Origin of the sequence: Marisediminitalea lipolytica (assembly GCF_001758465.1) — a bacterium.
Classification (GTDB): Bacteria; Pseudomonadota; Gammaproteobacteria; order Enterobacterales; family Alteromonadaceae; genus Alteromonas; species Alteromonas lipolytica.
The window spans coordinates 715,767-735,261 of the sequence record NZ_MJIC01000015.1; the positions used below are offsets into that span (position 1 = coordinate 715,767).

At 48.9% G+C, this 19,495-nt stretch carries 17 protein-coding genes; 6 read left to right on the top strand and 11 right to left on the bottom strand.

Translation table 11 applies throughout. The features are described from left to right. Positions 1-4 precede the first annotated feature (4 nt). The 4 genes from BFC17_RS17665 to pedF form a co-directional block, all read right to left on the bottom strand. Entirely contained in the window at positions 5-2,116 is a 2,112-nt protein-coding gene (locus BFC17_RS17665) for a NosR/NirI family protein (RefSeq protein ID WP_070177796.1), read from the bottom strand. 108 nt (positions 2,117-2,224) lie between these two features. Then, positions 2,225-3,919, bottom strand: a complete 1,695-nt coding sequence (locus BFC17_RS17670; protein WP_070177987.1) for a PQQ-dependent methanol/ethanol family dehydrogenase — start codon at positions 3,917-3,919, stop codon at positions 2,225-2,227. A gap of 389 nt (positions 3,920-4,308) precedes the next feature. Further along, the gene (locus BFC17_RS17675; protein WP_070177797.1) at positions 4,309-5,208 is read right to left on the bottom strand and encodes a substrate-binding periplasmic protein; all 900 of its coding nucleotides are present in this window, start codon (positions 5,206-5,208) and stop codon (positions 4,309-4,311) included. Positions 5,209-5,228: 20 nt separating this feature from the next. Beyond that, positions 5,229-5,675 carry a cytochrome c-550 PedF gene (gene pedF, locus BFC17_RS17680; protein ID WP_070177988.1) on the bottom strand — a complete coding sequence of 149 codons (447 nt, stop codon included), beginning with the start codon at positions 5,673-5,675 and terminating at the stop codon, positions 5,229-5,231. Positions 5,676-6,095: 420 nt separating this feature from the next. Between pedF and BFC17_RS17685 the strand changes: the two genes are divergently transcribed. The 6 genes from BFC17_RS17685 to BFC17_RS17710 all read left to right on the top strand — a co-directional run bounded on the left by BFC17_RS17685 (position 6,096) and on the right by BFC17_RS17710 (position 11,018). Beyond that, a complete protein-coding gene (locus BFC17_RS17685; RefSeq protein ID WP_217494035.1) occupies positions 6,096-7,145 on the top strand; it encodes an ABC transporter substrate-binding protein in 1,050 nt (349 codons plus the stop codon). Positions 7,146-7,159: 14 nt separating this feature from the next. Next, positions 7,160-8,116, top strand: coding sequence for a YVTN family beta-propeller repeat protein (locus tag BFC17_RS17690; protein ID WP_070177799.1), 957 nt, complete (start codon positions 7,160-7,162; stop codon positions 8,114-8,116). Continuing rightward, the gene (locus BFC17_RS17695; protein ID WP_070177800.1) at positions 8,113-8,850 is read left to right on the top strand and encodes an ABC transporter ATP-binding protein; all 738 of its coding nucleotides are present in this window, start codon (positions 8,113-8,115) and stop codon (positions 8,848-8,850) included. The genes BFC17_RS17690 and BFC17_RS17695 overlap by 4 nt, the downstream gene beginning before the upstream one ends. After that, the gene (locus tag BFC17_RS17700) at positions 8,851-9,642 is read left to right on the top strand and encodes an ABC transporter permease (RefSeq protein WP_070177801.1); all 792 of its coding nucleotides are present in this window, start codon (positions 8,851-8,853) and stop codon (positions 9,640-9,642) included. Between the two features lie 110 nt (positions 9,643-9,752). Further along, positions 9,753-10,421, top strand: coding sequence for a response regulator (locus BFC17_RS17705; protein WP_070177802.1), 669 nt, complete (start codon positions 9,753-9,755; stop codon positions 10,419-10,421). A gap of 189 nt (positions 10,422-10,610) precedes the next feature. Beyond that, entirely contained in the window at positions 10,611-11,018 is a 408-nt protein-coding gene (locus BFC17_RS17710) for a hypothetical protein (protein WP_070177803.1), read from the top strand. 11 nt (positions 11,019-11,029) lie between these two features. Here the strand turns inward: BFC17_RS17710 and BFC17_RS17715 are convergent, their stop codons facing one another. The 7 genes from BFC17_RS17715 to exaC form a co-directional block, all read right to left on the bottom strand. Further along, positions 11,030-13,720, bottom strand: coding sequence for a NahK/ErcS family hybrid sensor histidine kinase/response regulator (locus BFC17_RS17715; RefSeq protein ID WP_070177804.1), 2,691 nt, complete (start codon positions 13,718-13,720; stop codon positions 11,030-11,032). Then, on the bottom strand, positions 13,689-14,897 hold the full coding sequence (gene nosP, locus BFC17_RS17720; protein WP_070177805.1) for a nitric oxide-sensing protein NosP: 1,209 nt from the start codon (positions 14,895-14,897) through the stop codon (positions 13,689-13,691). The genes BFC17_RS17715 and nosP overlap by 32 nt, the downstream gene beginning before the upstream one ends. Positions 14,898-15,078: 181 nt before the next feature. Beyond that, positions 15,079-15,810, bottom strand: a complete 732-nt coding sequence (locus BFC17_RS17725) for an ABC transporter ATP-binding protein (RefSeq protein WP_070177806.1) — start codon at positions 15,808-15,810, stop codon at positions 15,079-15,081. After that, complete coding sequence (locus BFC17_RS17730; RefSeq protein WP_229680915.1) at positions 15,801-16,547, bottom strand: ABC transporter permease; 747 nt, start codon at positions 16,545-16,547, stop codon at positions 15,801-15,803. Before BFC17_RS17730 ends, BFC17_RS17725 begins: the two co-directional genes overlap by 10 nt. 3 nt (positions 16,548-16,550) lie before the next feature. Continuing rightward, positions 16,551-17,543 (bottom strand): ABC transporter substrate-binding protein, encoded by a 993-nt coding sequence (locus BFC17_RS17735; protein ID WP_139142117.1) that lies wholly within the window; start codon positions 17,541-17,543, stop codon positions 16,551-16,553. Between the two features lie 14 nt (positions 17,544-17,557). Then, positions 17,558-17,830, bottom strand: a complete 273-nt coding sequence (locus tag BFC17_RS17740; protein ID WP_070177808.1) for a DUF4242 domain-containing protein — start codon at positions 17,828-17,830, stop codon at positions 17,558-17,560. Between the two features lie 86 nt (positions 17,831-17,916). Continuing rightward, positions 17,917-19,434 carry an acetaldehyde dehydrogenase ExaC gene (gene exaC, locus BFC17_RS17745; RefSeq protein ID WP_070177809.1) on the bottom strand — a complete coding sequence of 506 codons (1,518 nt, stop codon included), beginning with the start codon at positions 19,432-19,434 and terminating at the stop codon, positions 17,917-17,919. Positions 19,435-19,495 lie beyond the last annotated feature (61 nt).

A 19,495-nucleotide genomic window follows, 5' to 3' on the forward strand; every position in this document is an offset into this window, starting at 1 on the left:
TCCGTTACTTCACTTCCACAGCGAGCGAATCGGCGATGTCCGGTTTGGCTCGCTTTGTTTTTTTGGCTTTCTTAAGCGGCGGGCAGAGGTCGTCATTGTTGTAATAAACGATGCATTCAAGGCATTGCACGCATTCGTTGTAGTCTACGTCGCCCTCTGGCGTTATCGCCTTGATATCGCACTTGTGATAACACATGGTGCAGGGTTTGCCGCATTCTTTTCGGCGGGTCAGCCACTCAAATTTATGAAAATAACCCAGTACTGCTAAACCTGCGCCCAGCGGACACACGTAGCGGCAATAGAACTTATTAATAAACAATCCGAGTCCCAGTAACACCAGGGTATACAGCACAAACGGCCAGTAGCGTACAAAATGCAGGGTGATAGCGGTTTTAAAGGGCTCTACTTCAGAAAGTACTTCGGCGGCAGAGAGCGAGTAATAGGATGTGCCAGCCAGGCCAATCAGTATGGCGTATTTAATCCACCACAGCCGGCGGTGCACGTTAAAGGAAATTTTGTACTGGCGGATACGGAAACGCTTGGCCACCCAACCGACCATTTCCTGTAAAGCGCCAAAGGGGCACAGCCAGCCACAAAAAATGCCCCGGCCCACGATAAACAAACTGATAAACACATACAGCCACAGAATAAACAGCACCGGATCCATCAGGTATACCTGTAAATCAAAGCCGTTAATAACACTTTGCAGGATAGGGTAGATATTGACGATAGAAAGCTGCCCCTGGGCATACCAGCCGATAAATATCAGGGTGAAGAACATAAAGCCCCAACGTACCTTACGAAATAACTTCTCGTTAGCTGAAAGCTTATGCTGATAAACAAAAATGGCGGTAACGGCAATTAAACTCAACACCAGAATGGTGATGGTATGCCAGCGCATTTTCCAAACGCGTACCCAGGCTGGTAAGGGTTTTTCCATTACTTCAACTTCGGCGATATCAAACAGGCTCTCGGGCAATGCGTAATCGTTACTGAATTGCGCCTGTTGCTTAATTAAGTGATTTCTGGCTACCTCAATGTTCAAATTGAGCTGCATAGGTACGCTGGGGTTAAAACCCGACTGGGTATTGACGGCAAACAGCTGTAAATCATCCGTAGCGGCGAGATCACCCTGTAACGCCTGTGGCAGTGAGCTAAAGAAGTTTAAATCGCGCATAGCGAAGGGCAGCTCGTTTTGAATCAGGCTCACCTGACTGGGCACGGTGCCGGGTTTAAAATCCGGGTCGAGGTAACTGAAAAAGCCTTTCGACATCACCATAAAGGCCTGCTCATTCGGTTTCAGCATTGCCTGTAAACGTGCAAAGGCTTCTTCGCCGAGCAAATTTTTGCCAATCAGCGGTGAGTTCAGGTAGGCATAATAGATATCAAAGGTGTCGTTAAAATCGGTATCAAAGGTGCCTGCAGGATAATCGTCCAGACTGCTGCCCAGCTTGTCTTCAAATTCATCCCGGCTTAGTTGCCAGTGCTTCAGATAGCCCTGGTTTAACAGTTCGGCGCTACTGAGTGGCGCATAATTATCCTGCTTTGCGGTAGCAGCAGGCGCGCTGGCAAAGCCTGTGAGCTTATTTCGGGCTACTTGCAGGGCAGAGAGTAACACGGTGTCACTCATCACGATAACGGACACAGTAGCCTTGGTGACGCCATCCACGTGCACGGTATTGTCGTCGGGGTTGGTATCATTAGCGGCGCTATCCACGATAACGCGGTTAGATACGTTCTGGCCAATATACTGGTCGAGAAACTTACGCATGGGTTCAGGTCCGAGCCCATGCAAAAAAATCGGTTCGTGGTGATGCAGAATATCCACACCCACGATATTGCCCTGCACATCCATGCCAATGAGCAGATTAATCCGGTCGCCGGAAAAACCGGGCAGTTCTACCAGGTCGTTACTCTCAAAAGCGTAACCTAACAGTTCCTGGAGCTGATAAACGGGGTATACGGGGTAGTCGTCTTGCTTGTCGCCAATTACCGTGGCTTTGGGAAACAGTTGCTGAATTTTTTCGGGGGTGACTGCGGTGTCGGCACGACATTCACAGACAATAAAAATACAGTTAACCAACAGGACACAGAGAAATAAGACGAAGCGTTTCATTGGACTCCCTGTATTGGGTGGGGCGGGCAGCGATGACTAAACTGCCTACCCCGAGGAGAAAAAACGCGACAAACCTGGTGGGACCAGAATGGTCTGTCGCGGTGCCTCTTAACTACGAGGCAATTTGAACGTCCAGACAGTACCACCCTGGTTAATGTCTTTAACTTTCTTGGCAACTTCACCACCCCACAGAGGAACGGCGCCACCCCATCCAGATACGATGCTCAGGTATTGCTCACCGTCCTGTTCCCAAGTGATTGGAGAACCAACGATGCCTGAACCAGTATTGAACTTGTAAACCACTTCACCCGTTTTTGCGTTGAAGCCATACAGGTAGCCTTCAGGTGTACCGGTAAATACCAGGTTACCCGCAGTGGCTAACACACCACCCCAAAGAGGCGCATTGTTTTTAAATTCCCAAACTACTTCACCCGTCTTAGGATCAATCGCTTTCAGTGAACCAATGTGGTCGTAGATTGGCTTGATGGTGAAACCAGAACCTAAGTACGCAGCACCTTTTTTGTAGTTAACTGGCTCGTTCCAGATGTCCATACCCCATTCGTTAGAAGGAACGTAGAACAGACCGGTGTCCTGGCTAAACGCCATAGGCATCCAGTTTTTACCACCTAAGAATGAAGGTACAGCCCAAACAGTTTTACCTTTTTTGCCATCTTCGCTGTCAGCTGGGTTACCCGGACGCATTGCTTCGTCGTAAATCGGACGACCATTTTTGTCCAGACCTTTAGCCCAGGTGATGCCGCTTACAAATGGGAAGCCACGAATGAAGTCACCATTTTCACGGTTAAGTACGTAGAAGAAACCGTTACGGTCAGCAGTTGCTGCCGCTTTAACTGTTTTACCACGATCTTTATAGTCAAATGCGATTAGCTCGTTAACACCGTCGAAGTCCCAACCATCGTGTGGTGTGGTTTGGAAGTGCCATACGATCTTACCGGTGTCAGGGTCGATAGCCAGACGTGAAGAGCTGTACAGGTTATCACCAGGACGTAAATGTGAGTTCCATGGTGCAGGGTTACCAGTACCCATGAAGATCAGGTCTTGATCCGGGTCGTAAGTACCGCCTAACCATGTTGCCGCACCACCGGTTTTCCACAGGTCGCCAGTCCAGGTTTTGTTAGCTTCGCCACCGGTAATACCGTTGTCTTTGCCGTTCAGGGTACCCATGTGACCTTCAACGGTAGGACGAGACCATACCAGTTCACCGGTCACTGCATCGCGGGCTTCTACTTTACCAACGATACCGAACTCACCACCTGAAATACCGGTGATAACTTTACCTTTAACAATCATTGGCGCTGCAGTGAATGAATAACCTGCTTTATAGTCGCCAAGGGTTTTACGCCATACAGGCTTACCGGTTTTCTGATCAAGGGCGACCAGTTTGGCATCCAGTGTACCGAAGATTACCAGGTCGCCGTACAGTGCCGCACCACGGTTGATAACGTCACAGCAAGGCATGATGCCGTCGGGTAAACGTGCTTCCCACTGCCATAATTCGTCACCAGTGGCTACGTCGATAGCGTAGATACGAGAATATGAAGCGGTAACAAACATGATACCGTCTTGCACCAGTGGCTGAGATTCCTGACCACGTTGTTTTTCACCACCGAAAGAGAATGCCCATACCGGCGCCAATTTCTTCACGTTTTTGGTGTTCATTGTGTCGATAGGACTGAAACGCTGACCGCGAGGGCCAAGACCATAACTTACTACGTCACCCGGGGTAGCCTGGTCATTGACGATATCTTTATCTGTTACTTTGGCTTGTGCTACGCCAGACATAGCGCCCAGTGACAGTGTTAAACAGAACGCAGAGCTGAGTAAGCGGCCTGAAACTCTTTTACTTTTCATCAGATTTCTCCAGTGTTTCAACGGGGTTTATTACCCTTTGTTCACAACGCGCGCGACTTGAAAAAGATAAGTGTGCGACAGGTTGAGTGTTGTTGTTATCCCCCCGGGCTAAGCGCATAACAACACCGTAGCCTAAGAAGCATCGAATAAAGTATCTGTCATCAAAATGTTAACAACCATTAAACCTTGGATTATCATTTTTAGTTCGTTAGTAGTAATACTTCGCTAAAAGCCGTGTCAATGCTGGTACTTAGTACAATAAAAAAGCCCGCAAAACGCGGGCTTTTTGTGAATTTTTTGTGAAGTGGGAAAGAAATTGCTTACTCTGTACGGTGATAATCGGGTATTTCGTAGCTCAGACCGTACTGTAAGAACAGCGCCTCCATTTCACCGTTTTTGATCATCGGCTCAACGATTGCCTGAATTTCGTAAACCAGTTCGCGATAATCCTGCTTAACCGCCATGCCGATGTCCCAGGATTTGATGCTCATCGCCGCCAATCCGTCCGCGCTGATATCGTACTGGTCCGGCAGAGGGTTGTACTCAGTGACATTGACATCACCACCGGTACTCATTCCCCACTGCAACTGCCCGCGTGTTCCAGCTACGGCGGCGACTTCGCCATTTCGTAAACGGGTAATGCCGTCAAAAACCGAATCTACATGCACCAGCTTGTCGCGTAAACGGCCACCAATTGTGGCACCTAAAAAGAAACTGGGGAGTGAATCGAGTTCTACCGCAACTGGCTCGTACTGAAATATAGCCAGCGTGCGAATATCGTTGGTTTTCTCATGGTCGCGCAACAGTGCCCAGCTTTCCTGCTGGTAGGGGCCAAACATAACAACGAGTTCGTTTTTAGGCAGTCCGTAGCCGTCGATGGCATAGGCAAATTTGCGGTCGTATGGCACCCGCAGCATTAAATCGGCTTTCTTGCGGGTAATGATATGGCCTTTCCAGATGGCGTTACGCAGATCGTCCTCGAGGTTTTCATCGGCGTTAATCCACATCCATTCCAGATCAACGCCCAAACCCGCCGCGATTTTCTTGCCGACTTCGATATCGACGCCGGCTGGTTCGCCATCCCTCAGATAGGAATAGGGAGGAAAGTTGTTGTAGACAGCAATGGTTATCTGGCCTTGCTCAAGAATGTCTTCATAACTTCTGGCAAATGTTGGCGCGGCCAACAAACTACAAATTAATAAAACTACTCTTAAAACCATTACTGCCCCTTGTTACTGACTTACTCTGGTGTACCGCGCGTTTCGATGTAAGATTTGATTGCCCACATCGCTTCCTGAGACAGGATACCTTCAAACGGAGGCATGTAAACACGACCGTCTACCACAGCACCACCACGGATACGGGTTAAGAACCAACCATCGGCTTCTTCTTTGCTGAAGAACTCAAACTCGTCATTCAGTTTACGCAGATCCGGTGTGATACCACCAGAAATTACTTCAAGACCGTGACAACGAGCACAGTTCTGGTTATAAGCTGAATCACCAATTTTGATCGCCAGTTCGTTGCCTGAGAAAGGGTTGGTTTTGCGCCATTCGTCACCCAGTTGTGGTAACTCGCTGGTGTCCACTGCCTGCGGCGTTACGTCGCCGTGGGCCATTGCATTAGCAGTAACCAGGGCCAGTGCCGCCAGCATAGCGCTACGCAAAATTGTTAAATACTTCTTCATGTTGGTTTCTCCAAAAGCTGCCACATAGTATTGTCATGCTTATTAAATGTTGCAGTGAGGTAAAAATAGTCATCAATGTGTTTTCATGCCTACAACAAAGCACAGGGTGAAAGTTAGGAGATCTGTGGATTCCTTCCAATTGTACTTAGGTAGTAAACCTTTCATCCTTTTTGCTCATTTCAACTGTGTACAATCATGCTCTACTATTGCAGCATAAGTTAAAAAAGGGTGCTGTTTTTGAACATAAAAAAACGCAAGAATTACAATTTTTACACGCATTTAACGCACTTTTGCCGTCATGTTTGCGTCAGATCAATGCTTTTGGTCTTGACTATGCTTTGGCCTGCTTTAGCTCGTTCGGAAGCACTAAATATTGACATAATTTATGTTCAACAATCATCAAACGACTCTGCACAGCCCTTGCTGCTTAAAAAAACACCGGTTAACGTTACCCTTGCCGGTGCCGAACTGGCCATAAAAGACAGCAACACCACCGGCCGGTTTTTACAACATCATTACAAGCTGTCCGGCATCGTGGCAGATAATGAACAGCAGTTAGTGAGTGAACTAACAGCGCGCTTAAATGGACAGCCCGCTATTCTACTAACCGATGTATCCGCGACTACGCTAAAAGTAGTAGCTGATTTAGCGTTGTCAAATGGTAGTGTGATCATAAATGCCGGGAACGCTGATAATAGTTTAAGGTTATCTCAGTGCCGCGGAGGCCTTTTACATACGCTGGCCAGTCGGGCAATGTTAACCGATGCGCTGGCTCAGTTTTTTATGGCCAGACGCTGGCGTGAATGGTTTTTAATCAGTGGCGAATCAGCCGAAGATAAAGCGTTTGCTGCATCTGTTGAGCGCTCTGCTAAACGCTTTGGGGCAAAAATTGTAGAACGTAAAGAGTGGAGCTTTGATACGGATTTACGCCGCAGCGCTCAGCGTGAAGTACCGCTGTTTACGCAGGGCGATGATTACGATGTGGTTTTGGTGGCCGATGAGTCTGATCTGTTTGGTAACTATGTGCCCAATAATACGTGGTTGCCGCGCCCCGTAGCTGGCACCCATGGTTTAACGCCGAAAACCTGGCACTGGGTGCTGGAGCAGTGGGGCGCGACACAATTACAAAATCGCTTTTACGAACAGTTTGGGCGGGAAATGCTGGACAAGGATTATGCTGCGTGGCTGGCCGTTCGCAGTATCAGCGAAGCGGTGACACGAACCGCCAGCAATAATCCTAAAGTGCTTTATAACTATTTGATTAGCAGCAACTTTGAACTTGCTGCATTTAAAGGGCGCAAGTTGAGTTTCAGGCCCTGGAACGGTCAGCTTCGGCAACCGATACCTTTGGTTCATCCCCAGGGGTTAACCTCACTGTCACCGCAGGAAGGGTATCTTCATCCCAGTACTGATTTAGACACGCTGGGTTTTGACAAGCCGGAAGCACGCTGTGATATGGCTTACGAATAAGGTGGTATAGAAGTATGCGAGTATGGGTTTTACTGGCGGGTCTGTTGACTGCACTGGCGAGTCACGCGGAAGTTGCTTATGTCTCTAACGAAAAGAGCGATACGCTGACATTAATTGACATGGACAGCCTAAAGGTTATCGATACTATCGATGTGGGAATGCGGCCCCGGGGCATCATTTTTAGCCACGATTATAAATACCTGTACATTTGTGCCAGTGAATCGGATGCGGTGCAGGTAATGGATTTGGCGACTCATCAGATCATTCACAATCTGCCTTCCGGCGAGGATCCAGAACAGTTTGCTTTGCACCCCAATAATCGCCACCTGTATATTGCTAATGAAGACAGCGCGGTGGTTACCGTGGTTGATACGGTTGACCGTTCTGTGATTGCACAAATTGACGTCGGTATTGAACCGGAGGGCATGGCGGTGAGTCCGGACGGAAAGTGGGTTATTAATACCTCCGAAACCACAAACATGTTGCACTGGATTGATACCCAGACCCACGAACTGGTGGATAACACCCTGGTAGACCAGCGTCCACGGCATGTGGAGTTTAGTAAATCCGGCGACAAGGTCTGGGCCTCGGCAGAAATCGGTGGCACAGTGGATATTATTGATACCGTATCGCGCCAGTTGTTGAAGAAGATTTCCTTTAAAATTCCCGGTGTGCACCGCGATAAAATCCAGCCAGTAGGCATTAAACTGACCGACGATGGCAAGTATGCATTTGTGGCCCTGGGCCCGGCTAACCATGTGGCGGTTATTGATGCAAACACCTACGAGGTGCTGGATTATTTGCTGGTTGGTCGTCGGGTATGGCAACTGGCGTTTGCTAAGGAGCAGTCGCTGTTACTCACCACGAATGGCGTGAGTGGCGACGTATCGGTTATCGACGTGGATGACTTAAAAGTAATTAAAACGGTTAAAGTGGGTCGTTACCCCTGGGGTGTAGTAGTAAAACCATGAGTAATCCGGTACTGACGGTAGAACAATTAGGCTATTACTACGGGCCGAAACAGGCGCTGAAGGACGTTTCCTTTGCGCTGGATGCGGGGCAGTATTATGCGCTGCTCGGCCCCAATGGCGCGGGTAAAAGCACGCTGTTTTCCATTTTATGCCAACTATTGCAGGCCCCACAGGGCACGATTACCGTGAATGGCATCAATGCCGCCAGGCAACCGCGCCAGGTGCTAAAGCAAATTGGTATTGTGTTTCAGCAGCCCACTTTGGATCTGGATCTGAGCGTAGAACAAAACCTGGCTTATCATGCCAGCCTGCATGGTTTACCCGGCGCGGTAACCAAACAGCGTATCAGCGAAGAACTGGCGCGGTTTGATATGAGCGATCGCCGCCAGGACAAGGTGCGTTCGTTAAACGGTGGTCATCGGCGGCGGGTCGAAATTGCCCGCGCCTTGCTGCATCAGCCCGCGATTCTGCTGCTGGATGAGGCGACCGTTGGTCTGGATCAGTCCACGCGGGACACAATGAATGATCACCTGCGTAAGCTGTGCAGTGAGTCGGGCATTACTATTTTATCTTCGACCCACCTGATTGATGAAGTGCGCCCTGCCGATGAACTACTGGTGTTAATTAACGGCCAGATTCAACTTCAACAACGCTGTGCCGATGCTATGGCATCCCTGCAACTGGATTCTGTGCAGGCACTGTACCGCCATTTTCATCAACAGGGAGAGCGCTAAATGTACTGGACCTGTTTTGTTGGCGTGTTAAAACGCGAATTACTGCGGTTCTGGCAGCAACGCTCGCGACTGATCAGTGCGCTGGTTCGGCCATTGTTATGGCTGGTGGTATTTGCAGCGGGCTTTCGGGCGGCGTTGGGCGTGGCGATTATTCCGCCTTATGAAACCTATATTACCTATGAGGTCTACATCATTCCGGGTCTGGCCGGCGTGATCATGCTGTTTAACGGGATGCAAAGCTCCCTTTCTATGGTGTACGACCGTGAAATGGGCAGCATGAAAGTCCTGCTAACCAGCCCGATGCCAAGGCCTTTTCTGTTGGTGAGTAAGCTGCTGGCCGGCGCGTTTATTTCTATGCTGCAGGTGTATGCATTTTTTGCGATTGCCTGGCTGCTGGAAGTGCAGGCCGAGCCTTTGGGGTATTTGCTGGTTATCCCCGCTTTGCTGCTAACCGCATTGTTACTGGGGGCGCTAGGCTTGTTGCTGTCATCCTTTATTAAGCAGTTGGAAAACTTCGCTGGGGTGATGAACTTTGTGGTTTTCCCCATGTTTTTTCTTTCTTCAGCACTTTATCCGCTGTGGAAAATGAGAGAGTCGAGTGAGTGGTTGTACTGGATATGCCAGTTTAATCCGTTTACTCATGCAGTAGAGCTAATCCGCTTTGCCTTGTACGGTCAGTTTAACGGGCAAGCGGCTTTAGTAACTGGTGTTTGCACGCTTGTGTTTACCAGCCTGGCTATTTGGGGTTATGACCCGAAACGCGGCATGGTAAAACGTAAAGTGGGCGGTTAGGCACGATAATAAATCAGTGGATAAGGTAACGCTGCGTAGAGAGCGAAATGGCTGGCCGAACGGCGGCAGTTCCACTAAAATAATTAACATAGCATTAACAGGTGATAAAAATGGTAGAAATTCTCGTCGCTGATGACCATCCCTTATTTCAGTATGCAATCACCGATTTCGTTGAGCGGAATATTCCGGACACTAAAACCATTAGCTGTATCGACCTTGAAGAAGCGCTGAACACGGCTGAGGAAAACCCTGACATTGATCTGGTGTTACTGGATTTAAACATGCCGGGTATGGACGGTCTCAACGGTATTGTTCGTTTTCGTAATCAGTTTCCTGAAATTCCGATTGTAATTGTGTCTGCCGAAGAAGATAAAAATGTTGTATTACAAGCATTTACTTATGGCGCGGTAGGCTTTATCACCAAGTCGTCCAGCTGTGAGCAGATTGTAGGCGCGCTGCAGCAGGTCTTGTCTGGTCAGGTATACCTGCCGCCTGACATCATTCGCAATGGCGGTAGCAGTAAGCCCAAGGATGAATCAGCACAACAGCAAATCGACCCTAAACTGATTGGGGCGTTAACTCGTCGTCAGTTACTGGTGTTTGAATGTATTGCCAAAGGTAAGTCTAACAAGCAAATTGCCTATGAACTGAACATTGCGGAAACCACGGTTAAAGCCCACGTATCGGCCATTTTGACTAAGTTGAATGTACACAACCGTATTCAGGCGGCTTTGTGCGCAGCAAGCATCGACTTTAATCAGTATTTAATGCGCAACTAAGATCTGCGAGCACGGTTAACCAACTCGTCTTGAATCCTGGGGCAGTGTTACTGCGCCGGGACTTGTTTAGTCTCTTCCCTGATAAGCTTAATCTGTGGCAGATTTAGTGAACGGCTGGTAGTTTGCTGTGACATAGCCTAAGATGCGGCTGCAACTCAGGCTACAAAACGGATTTAAAGGGAAAATTAGATGACCACTGATTATTTGTCACTGGAGTGGCAAACTTTGCAGAACCAGTATGACAGTTACGAGAAATACAGTCTGATAATTAAGCTGGTGGCTATTGTAATCACCATTAGCGGTATGGGCCTGAGCTTTGAAGTACCGGTTATGCTCGCTGGTATCGCAGTGTTGTGGTTGCAGGATGGTATCTGGAAAACCTTTCAAGGGCGCTTCGAAACCCGGTTGCTGGCTATCGAGGCGGCGCTGGCGGCAAATCATAATCAGCCGGGGTGTCAGTTTAATCAGGCTTATCAGCAAAATGCTAATGGCGGCTTAAGCCTGATTATTGAGTATCTTAAACAGGCACTGCGTCCTACGGTTATGTATCCCTATGCTGTTTTGGTCTTAATTTCGTTGAGCAGATTTTGGTGGTAAGCGCCCACTAACTAAGATTGGGCGCTGAGCAACAGATTAGATAATGCCAGTTTCATCTTATGCGGCTTCACTGGCTTATTCAGCAGGGAGTAGCCCTTCTCCCGCACTTTCTGCCGCAGCTCATTAGTATAATTGGCCGTTATCATAATAACCGGCGGGTGCGGATTAAGGTGCTGGTGAGTAATTTCCAGCGCATCAAAACCGGTGTCACCGTCATCCAGATGATAATCGGCAATAATCAGTTGCGGGTTCAGCTCGGTTAAAAACTCTGGTTCCTGAAGCTCTTCTAAGGTTTGTACCGAGGTAATATTACAGTTCCAGCTACCCAGCACGGTTTCCATACCCTTACAAATCTCTTCATCGTTGTCGATGAGCAGGATTCGCGCACCTTCAAGCTTATCGTTAAAGCGGTCGATGAGGGGCGCTTTAGGGATTTTTTTCACACTGGCAGAGGTGTCTGCGTAGGGCAGCATAATGCTAAAGCAGGAACCTTTGCCTTCTTCAGAACGCACGGTTATCTGGTGATTCATCACACTTGCGAGTCGTTCTACAATGGCAAGACCTAAACCCAGACCCTTATCATGACGACGCTTTTTCGCATCCAGGCGATTAAATTCGCGGAAAATTTCTGACAGTTTATCCTGCGGAATACCAATCCCGGTATCAAATACCTGGATCTGCAAACCGGCTTTACGTCGTCTTACCCCAATTAATATGCTGCCTTCGTTGGTGTAGCGTATCGCGTTAGTCAGCAGGTTTCGCAGTATCCTGGCTAACAGGTAGGTGTCAGAGTGAACCAGGGTATGGGTGATCTTGGCTCTTAACTTAAGGCCCTTGGCTTCAGCCTGGGGCGTAAACTCATTAACCATATTGCTGATTAAATCGTTAATTTCAAAATCGTCCAGTACCGGCTCAATTAAGCCTGCTTCGAGTTTAGAAATATCCACCAGTGCACTGATCAGTGATTCCAGGTTTTCCAGTGAATAACTCAGCGAACGAATGAGTTTCTGTGCCTCGTCACTTAAGGTTAAATCGTTAAGTGCATCAGCAAACAGCCGGGCAGAGTTCATTGGTTGCAACAGGTCGTGGCTGGTTGCCGCCAAAAATTTGGACTTAGATTCGTTAGCCCGGTCGGCTTCACGTTTAGCCTCCAGCAACTTGATTTCCGCTAACTGGCGCTCTTCAATTTCGTTACGCAACTGCAGGTTAATCTCAGAGATTTTTTTGGTTCGCTGGTTAACCCGCTGTTCCATGTAATCGTAGGCATGTTTAAGTGCGCGGGCAGTGCGGCGTTGCTCGGTAACGTCCTGCTCCAGCGAGAAAAAGCCGATAACGTTGCGGTTCTCATCAAAGTGAGGAATATAGGTTTTGTTGGAGATCCTGACGTTATCCTGATCGCGGGTGTGCTCTAACTCAAAGTTAACGGTCTGGCCCAGCATGGCCCGGGCTATGTGGATGGTCAGGGTTTGATAAACTTTCTCACCCAGTACATCGCTAAGGTGATGATTGATAATTTGGTCGCGGGTGCGATTAAACCACTTTTCAAATTCCTGGTTTACAAACTCGTAGCACAGATCCTTATTCACATAAGAAATCAGCGCTGGCATGGCATCGGTAATCAGGCGTATGCGCTGTTCACTTTCGCGCAGGGCGACCTGATTGCGACTGCGCTCGGTGATATCGGCAAAGGTAATCAAAATGCCACCGCCGGGCACCAGATTGCGCCTGACCAACAACACCAGGTCTTCGTCGAGCATCATTTCGACTTCAAGGAAGTCTTTGTCTGGTGCGACGTCGAAAGAAATGGCATCAAACATCGCGCTGGCGTAGGCATTTTGCTGCATTAACTCGGCAAATCCGTCGCCGCGATGCGCCCCGGCATCAGAGAGAGAAAGCAGTTCAAAAAAGCGTTGGTTCCAGGTTTCGATTTGACGTTGGGCGTTTATCAGCACTACACCCTGGGACATGTTTTCCAATGTGGCTTTTAATAATTCAGCCTGTTCTGCCATGGCCGTTTCGTAGCGTACTTCTTCGGCCATTTTGATATTGGTAATATCGGTGTAAACCACAACAAGGCAGTTATCATTGGTTTTACGTTCCTGCATCTGAATCCAGGTGCCGTCGCGTAACTTAAAAATGGTCTGAGCGATAGGATCCGGATAAACCCCCACTTTTTTCTGCGCTTTGGCTTTGTGATCTACCAGCACCAGCGAGGCTGCGGTAATCTCCTGAAAGGTTGTGACACCCAGTTCGTAGGTAATATTATGCTGTTGCCAAAATTCCGCACAGCGGCTGTTTACCATCACCATTTTGCGGTCGGCATCAAACAGGGCAAAGGCATCGGAAATACTTTCTATGGCATCGCGTAGGCGCTGACGGTCCAGTTCTGCCTGGATCTGGCTTTTTTCGGTTTCGCGGCGGGCCTGTTCGAGCTGCTGATTAGACTCCTCAAGCCTGTGCAGGGTTTGCTGCAGGCGGTAGGTACGCTCTTTTACTTTGTCGGCCAGCATGGCGGCGTCTTCAAAAGACTGATAGGCATCACTGTGATTGCCCCAGCCCATTTCGACCCGGCGCATCAGTACACGGTTAATTTTTTGTAGTTTTTCGTTTTCGTAGCGCAAGCGTTCCAGTTCGTCATCGCCGGATAATTCCGGCGGCTCAACGGCTACTTCAGCGTTTAACGGACTTGAGGTCGGTTTCAATGGGCGCTCCAATCGCTACGCCAGTAAAGGTGTGGTTTAAGTGTAACCCATTAATCTGCTCACCGTAGGTATTAAAACCAATGACATGGTTAGCCCGGTAGAGCTCAGACATGGAATCTTCCAGGTTATATTTATCAATCTCGGCACGCCGGTGAATACAGTCGAAACCAATCAGCAGTTCGATGTCACCCACGCTACGGCGAATATCATCTAGGATCATCGCTGAATGTGAATGCAGACCGCTGGATTTCATTTTAGTCAGGACGATACCGGCATCGATAGCACAGAAAAAGGTCAGACTCAGATCGTCGTTCACCTGCTGAATACTACGAATATACAGGTGATCGCCAATCTGCACCGCCAGCGGATGCATGGCGAACACTTCGGAGTTAAGTTCTTCCAGTTTTAAGCCGTTGATACGGCAGTATTCCAACGCCGCGGGTTCGGCATTAAATTCTTCTACTACACGCTGACCGGGCGCGGTTTGGGTAACCACCAGTTTTTCGTTGTCTGAGGCCAGATGGTGATGGCTGAACACATCAAAGTAACAGTTGGTGTTGATTAGCATAAACACAGCGGCGCTGCTGTAAAAACGGCCGTTGCAGTAAACCTGGGTATCGACGAAGTGCTGGTCATCACCGGCGGAGCCGCCTACCAGCGGAATATCCTGCATACTCAGGTTCAACGCATCGATGACCAGTTCTTCACGAATGGATAAGCCATCCAGTAAGGTCATGCCAAAGGAGTGTTGCTCTACTGGCCCCGGCGAGACCGCCTTACCCCGCAATTTGTCGAGCATCGAACTGACGAGGTTATCGGCGTCGTCTTCTGAAAAAGACGATAGCTTCTCGATCAACACGGTTTCTACCGCAAAATGATGCTTACTTAGGGCAAAAGCGCTAATGCAATGTTTACGGCATCCATCCGGCGTAATTTCGCCAGCTGAGGTACAGCCAATGACCGGAATATCACCAAAATAGTGATTGAGCTCCTTAGACAATTGTTCGAGGGGATAGCGGGTGCAGCAATAAAAAACCACGCACGCTGCCTCGCAGGGAGCGAGAGCCTGGTAGATGTCTCGTGCAGCAACTACCGGATCCAGACTTTCCGAGCCCGCACGGGCTACGGTAGGCGAATCGAATACTTCTACAGGTTGACTAATTGATTGCGACAGCATGAATACTCCCTAAGGTATGGTGCACTGAGGTTGCGAAAGCGCTATGCCTTGGAGTTGAGAAACCGTACACCGCTGTCGATTTTATATAATTCACAATTGTTTAACAAGTTTTGCAGGGACTTTCAACCCGTTATATACACCATTAGTAGCATAAATAGTGCAGCGGTTATACCACCTTCGATCAGGCCGGATGTGTTAACGCCTGCTTAAAACCTTGGGAGAGGGCTAAAAGTGCCGGAGACTGGACGTTTCTTGGATGCGGTTCGGTGATAGCGACATCACGGATAATCTGCATGGGGTGACTACTTAACAGCAGTATCCGATCCGACAACATCAGTGCTTCATTAATGTCGTGAGTGACATAGACCACGGTGATGCGCCGCGCCTGATGGAGCTGAGTAAGCAGCGCTCTTAGTGAATCGGCGGCGGGTATATCGAGTGAGGAGAAGGGCTCATCCATTAATAACACATCGGGTTCGTAGGCAAATGCCCGGGCCAGGGCCGCGCGTTTTAACATGCCGCCGGACAGCTGAGCCGGATACTGATTTTCGGCACCGCTTAAACCAACCTGTTGCAGCCAGTGCAGCGCCTGATGTTTGCGCTGCGTTTTAGTGCCCTCACACACCAGCATGATGTTGTCACAAATGGTTAACCAGGGCATCAGTCTCGGCTCCTGAAACATCAGCGAAATCCGCGCTGGCTGGCCATTTTCCTGTTTAAGGGCAGCATTACCCTCAAAATCTTTATCCAGTCCGGCGAGGATATTCAGAAAGGTACTTTTCCCCGCGCCTGAGGGACCCAGTAAAGACACAAACTCACCACCGGGTAACGCTACCTCCAGGTCCCGGATCACCGGTGTGCTTTCATTGCTGAAGGTTTTGCTGTGAATATGAATGGGGTAGGTTAGCGCCATTGTAGTACCCGCCGTTCCCAGGGGCGTAAAATACCGCCCTCGATAGCAAAGATAATACAGGCGAATGCCAGGGTATAAGCCAGCACGCTGGTGATATCAAAGTACTGAAAAAATAACGACAGCTGAAATCCCACACCGTCGCTACAGCCCAGTAACTCCACTACCAGAACAATTTTCCACACCAGTGCCAGGCCGCCGCGGGCCGCCGCTAAAAAATACGGATAAAGCTGGGGCAGATACACTTTGCCAAAGGTGCGTAGCGCGGGGAGCTGATAGGCTTTGGCAACGTCGAGTAACCGTTTATCGATGGCCCGGGCGCCTTCGCGCATGGTGACTGCTATATTTGGTGTTTTGTTAACAATAACCGCTATCAGTGCAGCGGTTTCGTTGAGCCCAAACCAGATAAAACAAAGAATAATTGTGACCAGAGCGGGTACATTCAACGCCAGTGTCATCAGGCTGTCTGCCCACAAATCAAAGCGTTTAAAATGGCCCATCAATAAGCCCAGTGCGCTGCCTAACAGCATGGCAAACACAAAGCTTATAGCAATGCGACGCAGGGTAATGGCAAGGTGGTGAGGGAGTTCGCCACTGCTGATATGACCGAACAGGTTTTGCATTACCGCTAAGGGGGCTGGCAGTAAATCGGGTTTAAACAGCATCACGGCCAGTTGCCAGAACAGCATAAAAGCTATCATCGACATCACGCGGATCATGGCCGGATGACGTGTTTCCACAGGTTATTGCTCTCCTAACGCATTACCCTGCCAGAACAGAGCGGGCGGCAAAGCGGTTAGTGAGCCGGTTACCTTACTAGCACCTTCGTTGGCTTTAATCACTTTAAACAGGTGCTGTAAATCGGTCTTGATTTGCTCGTCAAAGCGAGTCGGGATCCCTTCGCGATAATGTGCCATCAACACGGGCCGGGCCTCGGCTGAGTATTTGTTCATAAAAGATGGGATAAGCTGCCATACCGCATCATCTTTATCCATTAAGGCGCGGGTGTGAAAAGACATGCTAAAAAAGGCATCTATTACGGCTTTATTCTGGCTGGCCCACTGTTGTTTAAACAGCCAGCCAATCACCGGTACATCAGCACTTATCTGCCAGCTTTCAAGCACTTTATCCATGGTGAGCAGTGACTGCATGTTATGGGTTTTAAGTTCGGCGGCGTAGTGCCAGAAATTAACCACGGCATCTAGCTGGCCACGCTGCATAAGCTGATTAAGCATAGGCGGTGCAGCAAATTTAATATTGGCCTGAGTGGCTAAATCAAAATCGAAATGTTGTTTGGCGTAGGCGTTATAAAGGATCCAGTTTTTATTGCCTTTACCGCCGGCAAAACCAATGGTTTTATTTTTTAAGTCGCCCATTGTGGTGGCGCTGCTATCACCCTGAATAACCAGTTCACCGGCGGCAGTGGAATAGGGATAAAAATGGTAAAACCGTTGTTCTTCGAACTGGCGGGCTGCCCACAGCCAATCGCCAATTATCATATCCACCGCACCGCCTTGCAGCGCGACCGACAGCGCCTGGGGAGAACCTAAGGCAACTCTGGTGAGTTTGAATCCATATTGTTCGGGTAATTGTCTGGCTTCGGCTAAATCCAGCTCCCAGTTCAGGGTGCCATACTTAAGCACGCCCACTTTTATTTCGGGCAGGGTACTGGCCTGTGTCGCGCTGACCAGCGTGAAACAGCACAAGAGAATACAACTGACGACAACTCTTATCATAGAAACACGCAAGGCTATTCAGCAGTGGTTGGGTCGATAATCGCTTTAACCTGATTAATCTGGTTAGCCGGAATGCCCATGGCTTCGGCGTGATCCACAATGGCCTGTTTGTCCGGAGAAATATAAACACAGTAAATTTTGTTGTCGGTGACGTAGCTTTCGAGCCACTGAATGTGTGGACCAGCGTCACGTAAAACGCAGCAGGATTGTTGTGAGGTATTTTGTAACTGTTCGCCAGTCAGTTCGCCGGCGCCGGGAATCTCGCGTTCGATAATAAACTTTGGCATGACGACTCCTTGTATGAGCTTATACAGAAAGGAAAAAGGTCCCCGCAGATGCGGGAACCTCGCTTACGCCAGTTATGGCAACGCTTTTAGAAAAAGCCCAGTGGGTTGATGTCGTAGCTGGTCAGCAGGTTTTTAGTTTGCTGATAGTGATCAAGCATCATCTTGTGGGTCTCACGACCAACCCCAGATTTCTTGTAACCACCGAATGCGGCGTGAGCAGGATATGCGTGGTAGCAGTTCATCCATACACGACCGGCTTCGATACCACGGCCCATGCGGTATGCAAGGTTAGTATCACGCGTCCAGACACCAGCGCCCAGACCAAACTCGGTGTTGTTAGCGATAGCCAGAGCTTCCGCTTCGTCTTTAAAGGTAGTTACACCAACAACCGGTCCAAAAATTTCTTCCTGGAACACACGCATGTCGTTAGTACCTTTCAGCAGTGTTGGTTGTACATAGAAACCGTTGCTGAAACCTTCAACATTGGCAGGACCGCCACCGATAAGTACTTCGGCGCCTTCTTTCTTACCAATTTCCAGGTAGCTAAGGATTTTTTCGTACTGCTGTGCCGATGCCTGCGCACCAACCTGAGTATCGGTATCCAGCGGGTTACCACGTTTGATTTGTTGAGTACGGGCAATTACCAGAGAGATAAAGTCATCGTACATATCTTCCTGAATCAGGGCACGTGAAGGACAAGTACATACTTCACCCTGGTTGAAGAACGCCAGTACTGTACCTTCAACACATTTGCTCAGGAATTCGTCTTCGTGCTTCATTACGTCGCTGAAGTAGATGTTTGGAGACTTACCGCCCAGCTCTACAGTAGATGGGATGATGTTCTCAGCAGCACATTTTAAGATGTGTGAACCTACTGGGGTAGAACCGGTAAACGCGATCTTCGCGATACGAGTGCTGGTGGCCAGTGCTTCACCTGCTTCTCTACCGAAGCCGTTAACCACGTTCAGTGTACCCGGTGGTAACAGATCACCAATGATTTCCATCAGAACCAGGATTGACGCAGGCGTCTGCTCTGCTGGCTTCAGTACGATACAGTTACCCGCAGCCAGTGCCGGAGCCAGTTTCCATGCTGCCATCAGCAGAGGGAAGTTCCAAGGGATGATTTGACCAACAACACCTAAAGGCTCGTGGAAGTGATAAGCGATAGTGTTTTCATCGATTTCACCGATAGAACCTTCCTGTGCGCGTACACAACCTGCGAAATAACGGAAGTGATCAGCGGCCAGTGGGACATCAGCATTCAGTGTTTCACGAACCGCTTTACCGTTGTCCCAGGTTTCTGCTACGGCTAATGCTTCCAGGTTTTGTTCAATGCGATCGGCAATTTTCAGCAGGATGTTAGAGCGAGCGGCAACAGAGGTTTTGCCCCAGGCTGCTTTAGCTTTGTGTGCTGCATCCAGCGCTAACTCGATATCTTCAGCTGTTGAGCGTGGAATTTCACAGAATACTTCGTTATTTACAGGTGATACGTTTTCGAAATACTGACCTTTAACGGGAGCAACCCACTCGCCGCCAATAAAGTTTCCGTATTTTGGTTTAAAAGAGACGACAGAATTTTCTGTTCCAGGTGCTGCATAAATCATGTTGCTTACTCCGGTAATCAATTATAAAAGCGTTGCCAGACAGTCGGTATTGTGGGAAATA

Excerpts from the sequence above, each read along its gene's own strand:
- nosP (WP_070177805.1), bottom strand. The coding sequence starts at position 14,897 with ATGCTGTCGCAATCAATTAGTCAACCTGTAGAAGTATTCGATTCGCCT.
- BFC17_RS17670 (WP_070177987.1), bottom strand. The coding sequence starts at position 3,919 with ATGTCTGGCGTAGCACAAGCCAAAGTAACAGATAAAGATATCGTCAAT.
- BFC17_RS17705 (WP_070177802.1), top strand. The coding sequence starts at position 9,753 with ATGGTAGAAATTCTCGTCGCTGATGACCATCCCTTATTTCAGTATGCA.
- BFC17_RS17700 (WP_070177801.1), top strand. The coding sequence starts at position 8,851 with ATGTACTGGACCTGTTTTGTTGGCGTGTTAAAACGCGAATTACTGCGG.
- BFC17_RS17735 (WP_139142117.1), bottom strand. The coding sequence starts at position 17,543 with ATGATAAGAGTTGTCGTCAGTTGTATTCTCTTGTGCTGTTTCACGCTG.
- BFC17_RS17695 (WP_070177800.1), top strand. The coding sequence starts at position 8,113 with ATGAGTAATCCGGTACTGACGGTAGAACAATTAGGCTATTACTACGGG.
- BFC17_RS17710 (WP_070177803.1), top strand. The coding sequence starts at position 10,611 with ATGACCACTGATTATTTGTCACTGGAGTGGCAAACTTTGCAGAACCAG.
- BFC17_RS17665 (WP_070177796.1), bottom strand. The coding sequence starts at position 2,116 with ATGAAACGCTTCGTCTTATTTCTCTGTGTCCTGTTGGTTAACTGTATT.
- exaC (WP_070177809.1), bottom strand. The coding sequence starts at position 19,434 with ATGATTTATGCAGCACCTGGAACAGAAAATTCTGTCGTCTCTTTTAAA.
- pedF (WP_070177988.1), bottom strand. The coding sequence starts at position 5,675 with ATGAAGAAGTATTTAACAATTTTGCGTAGCGCTATGCTGGCGGCACTG.
- BFC17_RS17725 (WP_070177806.1), bottom strand. The coding sequence starts at position 15,810 with ATGGCGCTAACCTACCCCATTCATATTCACAGCAAAACCTTCAGCAAT.
- BFC17_RS17675 (WP_070177797.1), bottom strand. The coding sequence starts at position 5,208 with ATGGTTTTAAGAGTAGTTTTATTAATTTGTAGTTTGTTGGCCGCGCCA.
- BFC17_RS17690 (WP_070177799.1), top strand. The coding sequence starts at position 7,160 with ATGCGAGTATGGGTTTTACTGGCGGGTCTGTTGACTGCACTGGCGAGT.
- BFC17_RS17740 (WP_070177808.1), bottom strand. The coding sequence starts at position 17,830 with ATGCCAAAGTTTATTATCGAACGCGAGATTCCCGGCGCCGGCGAACTG.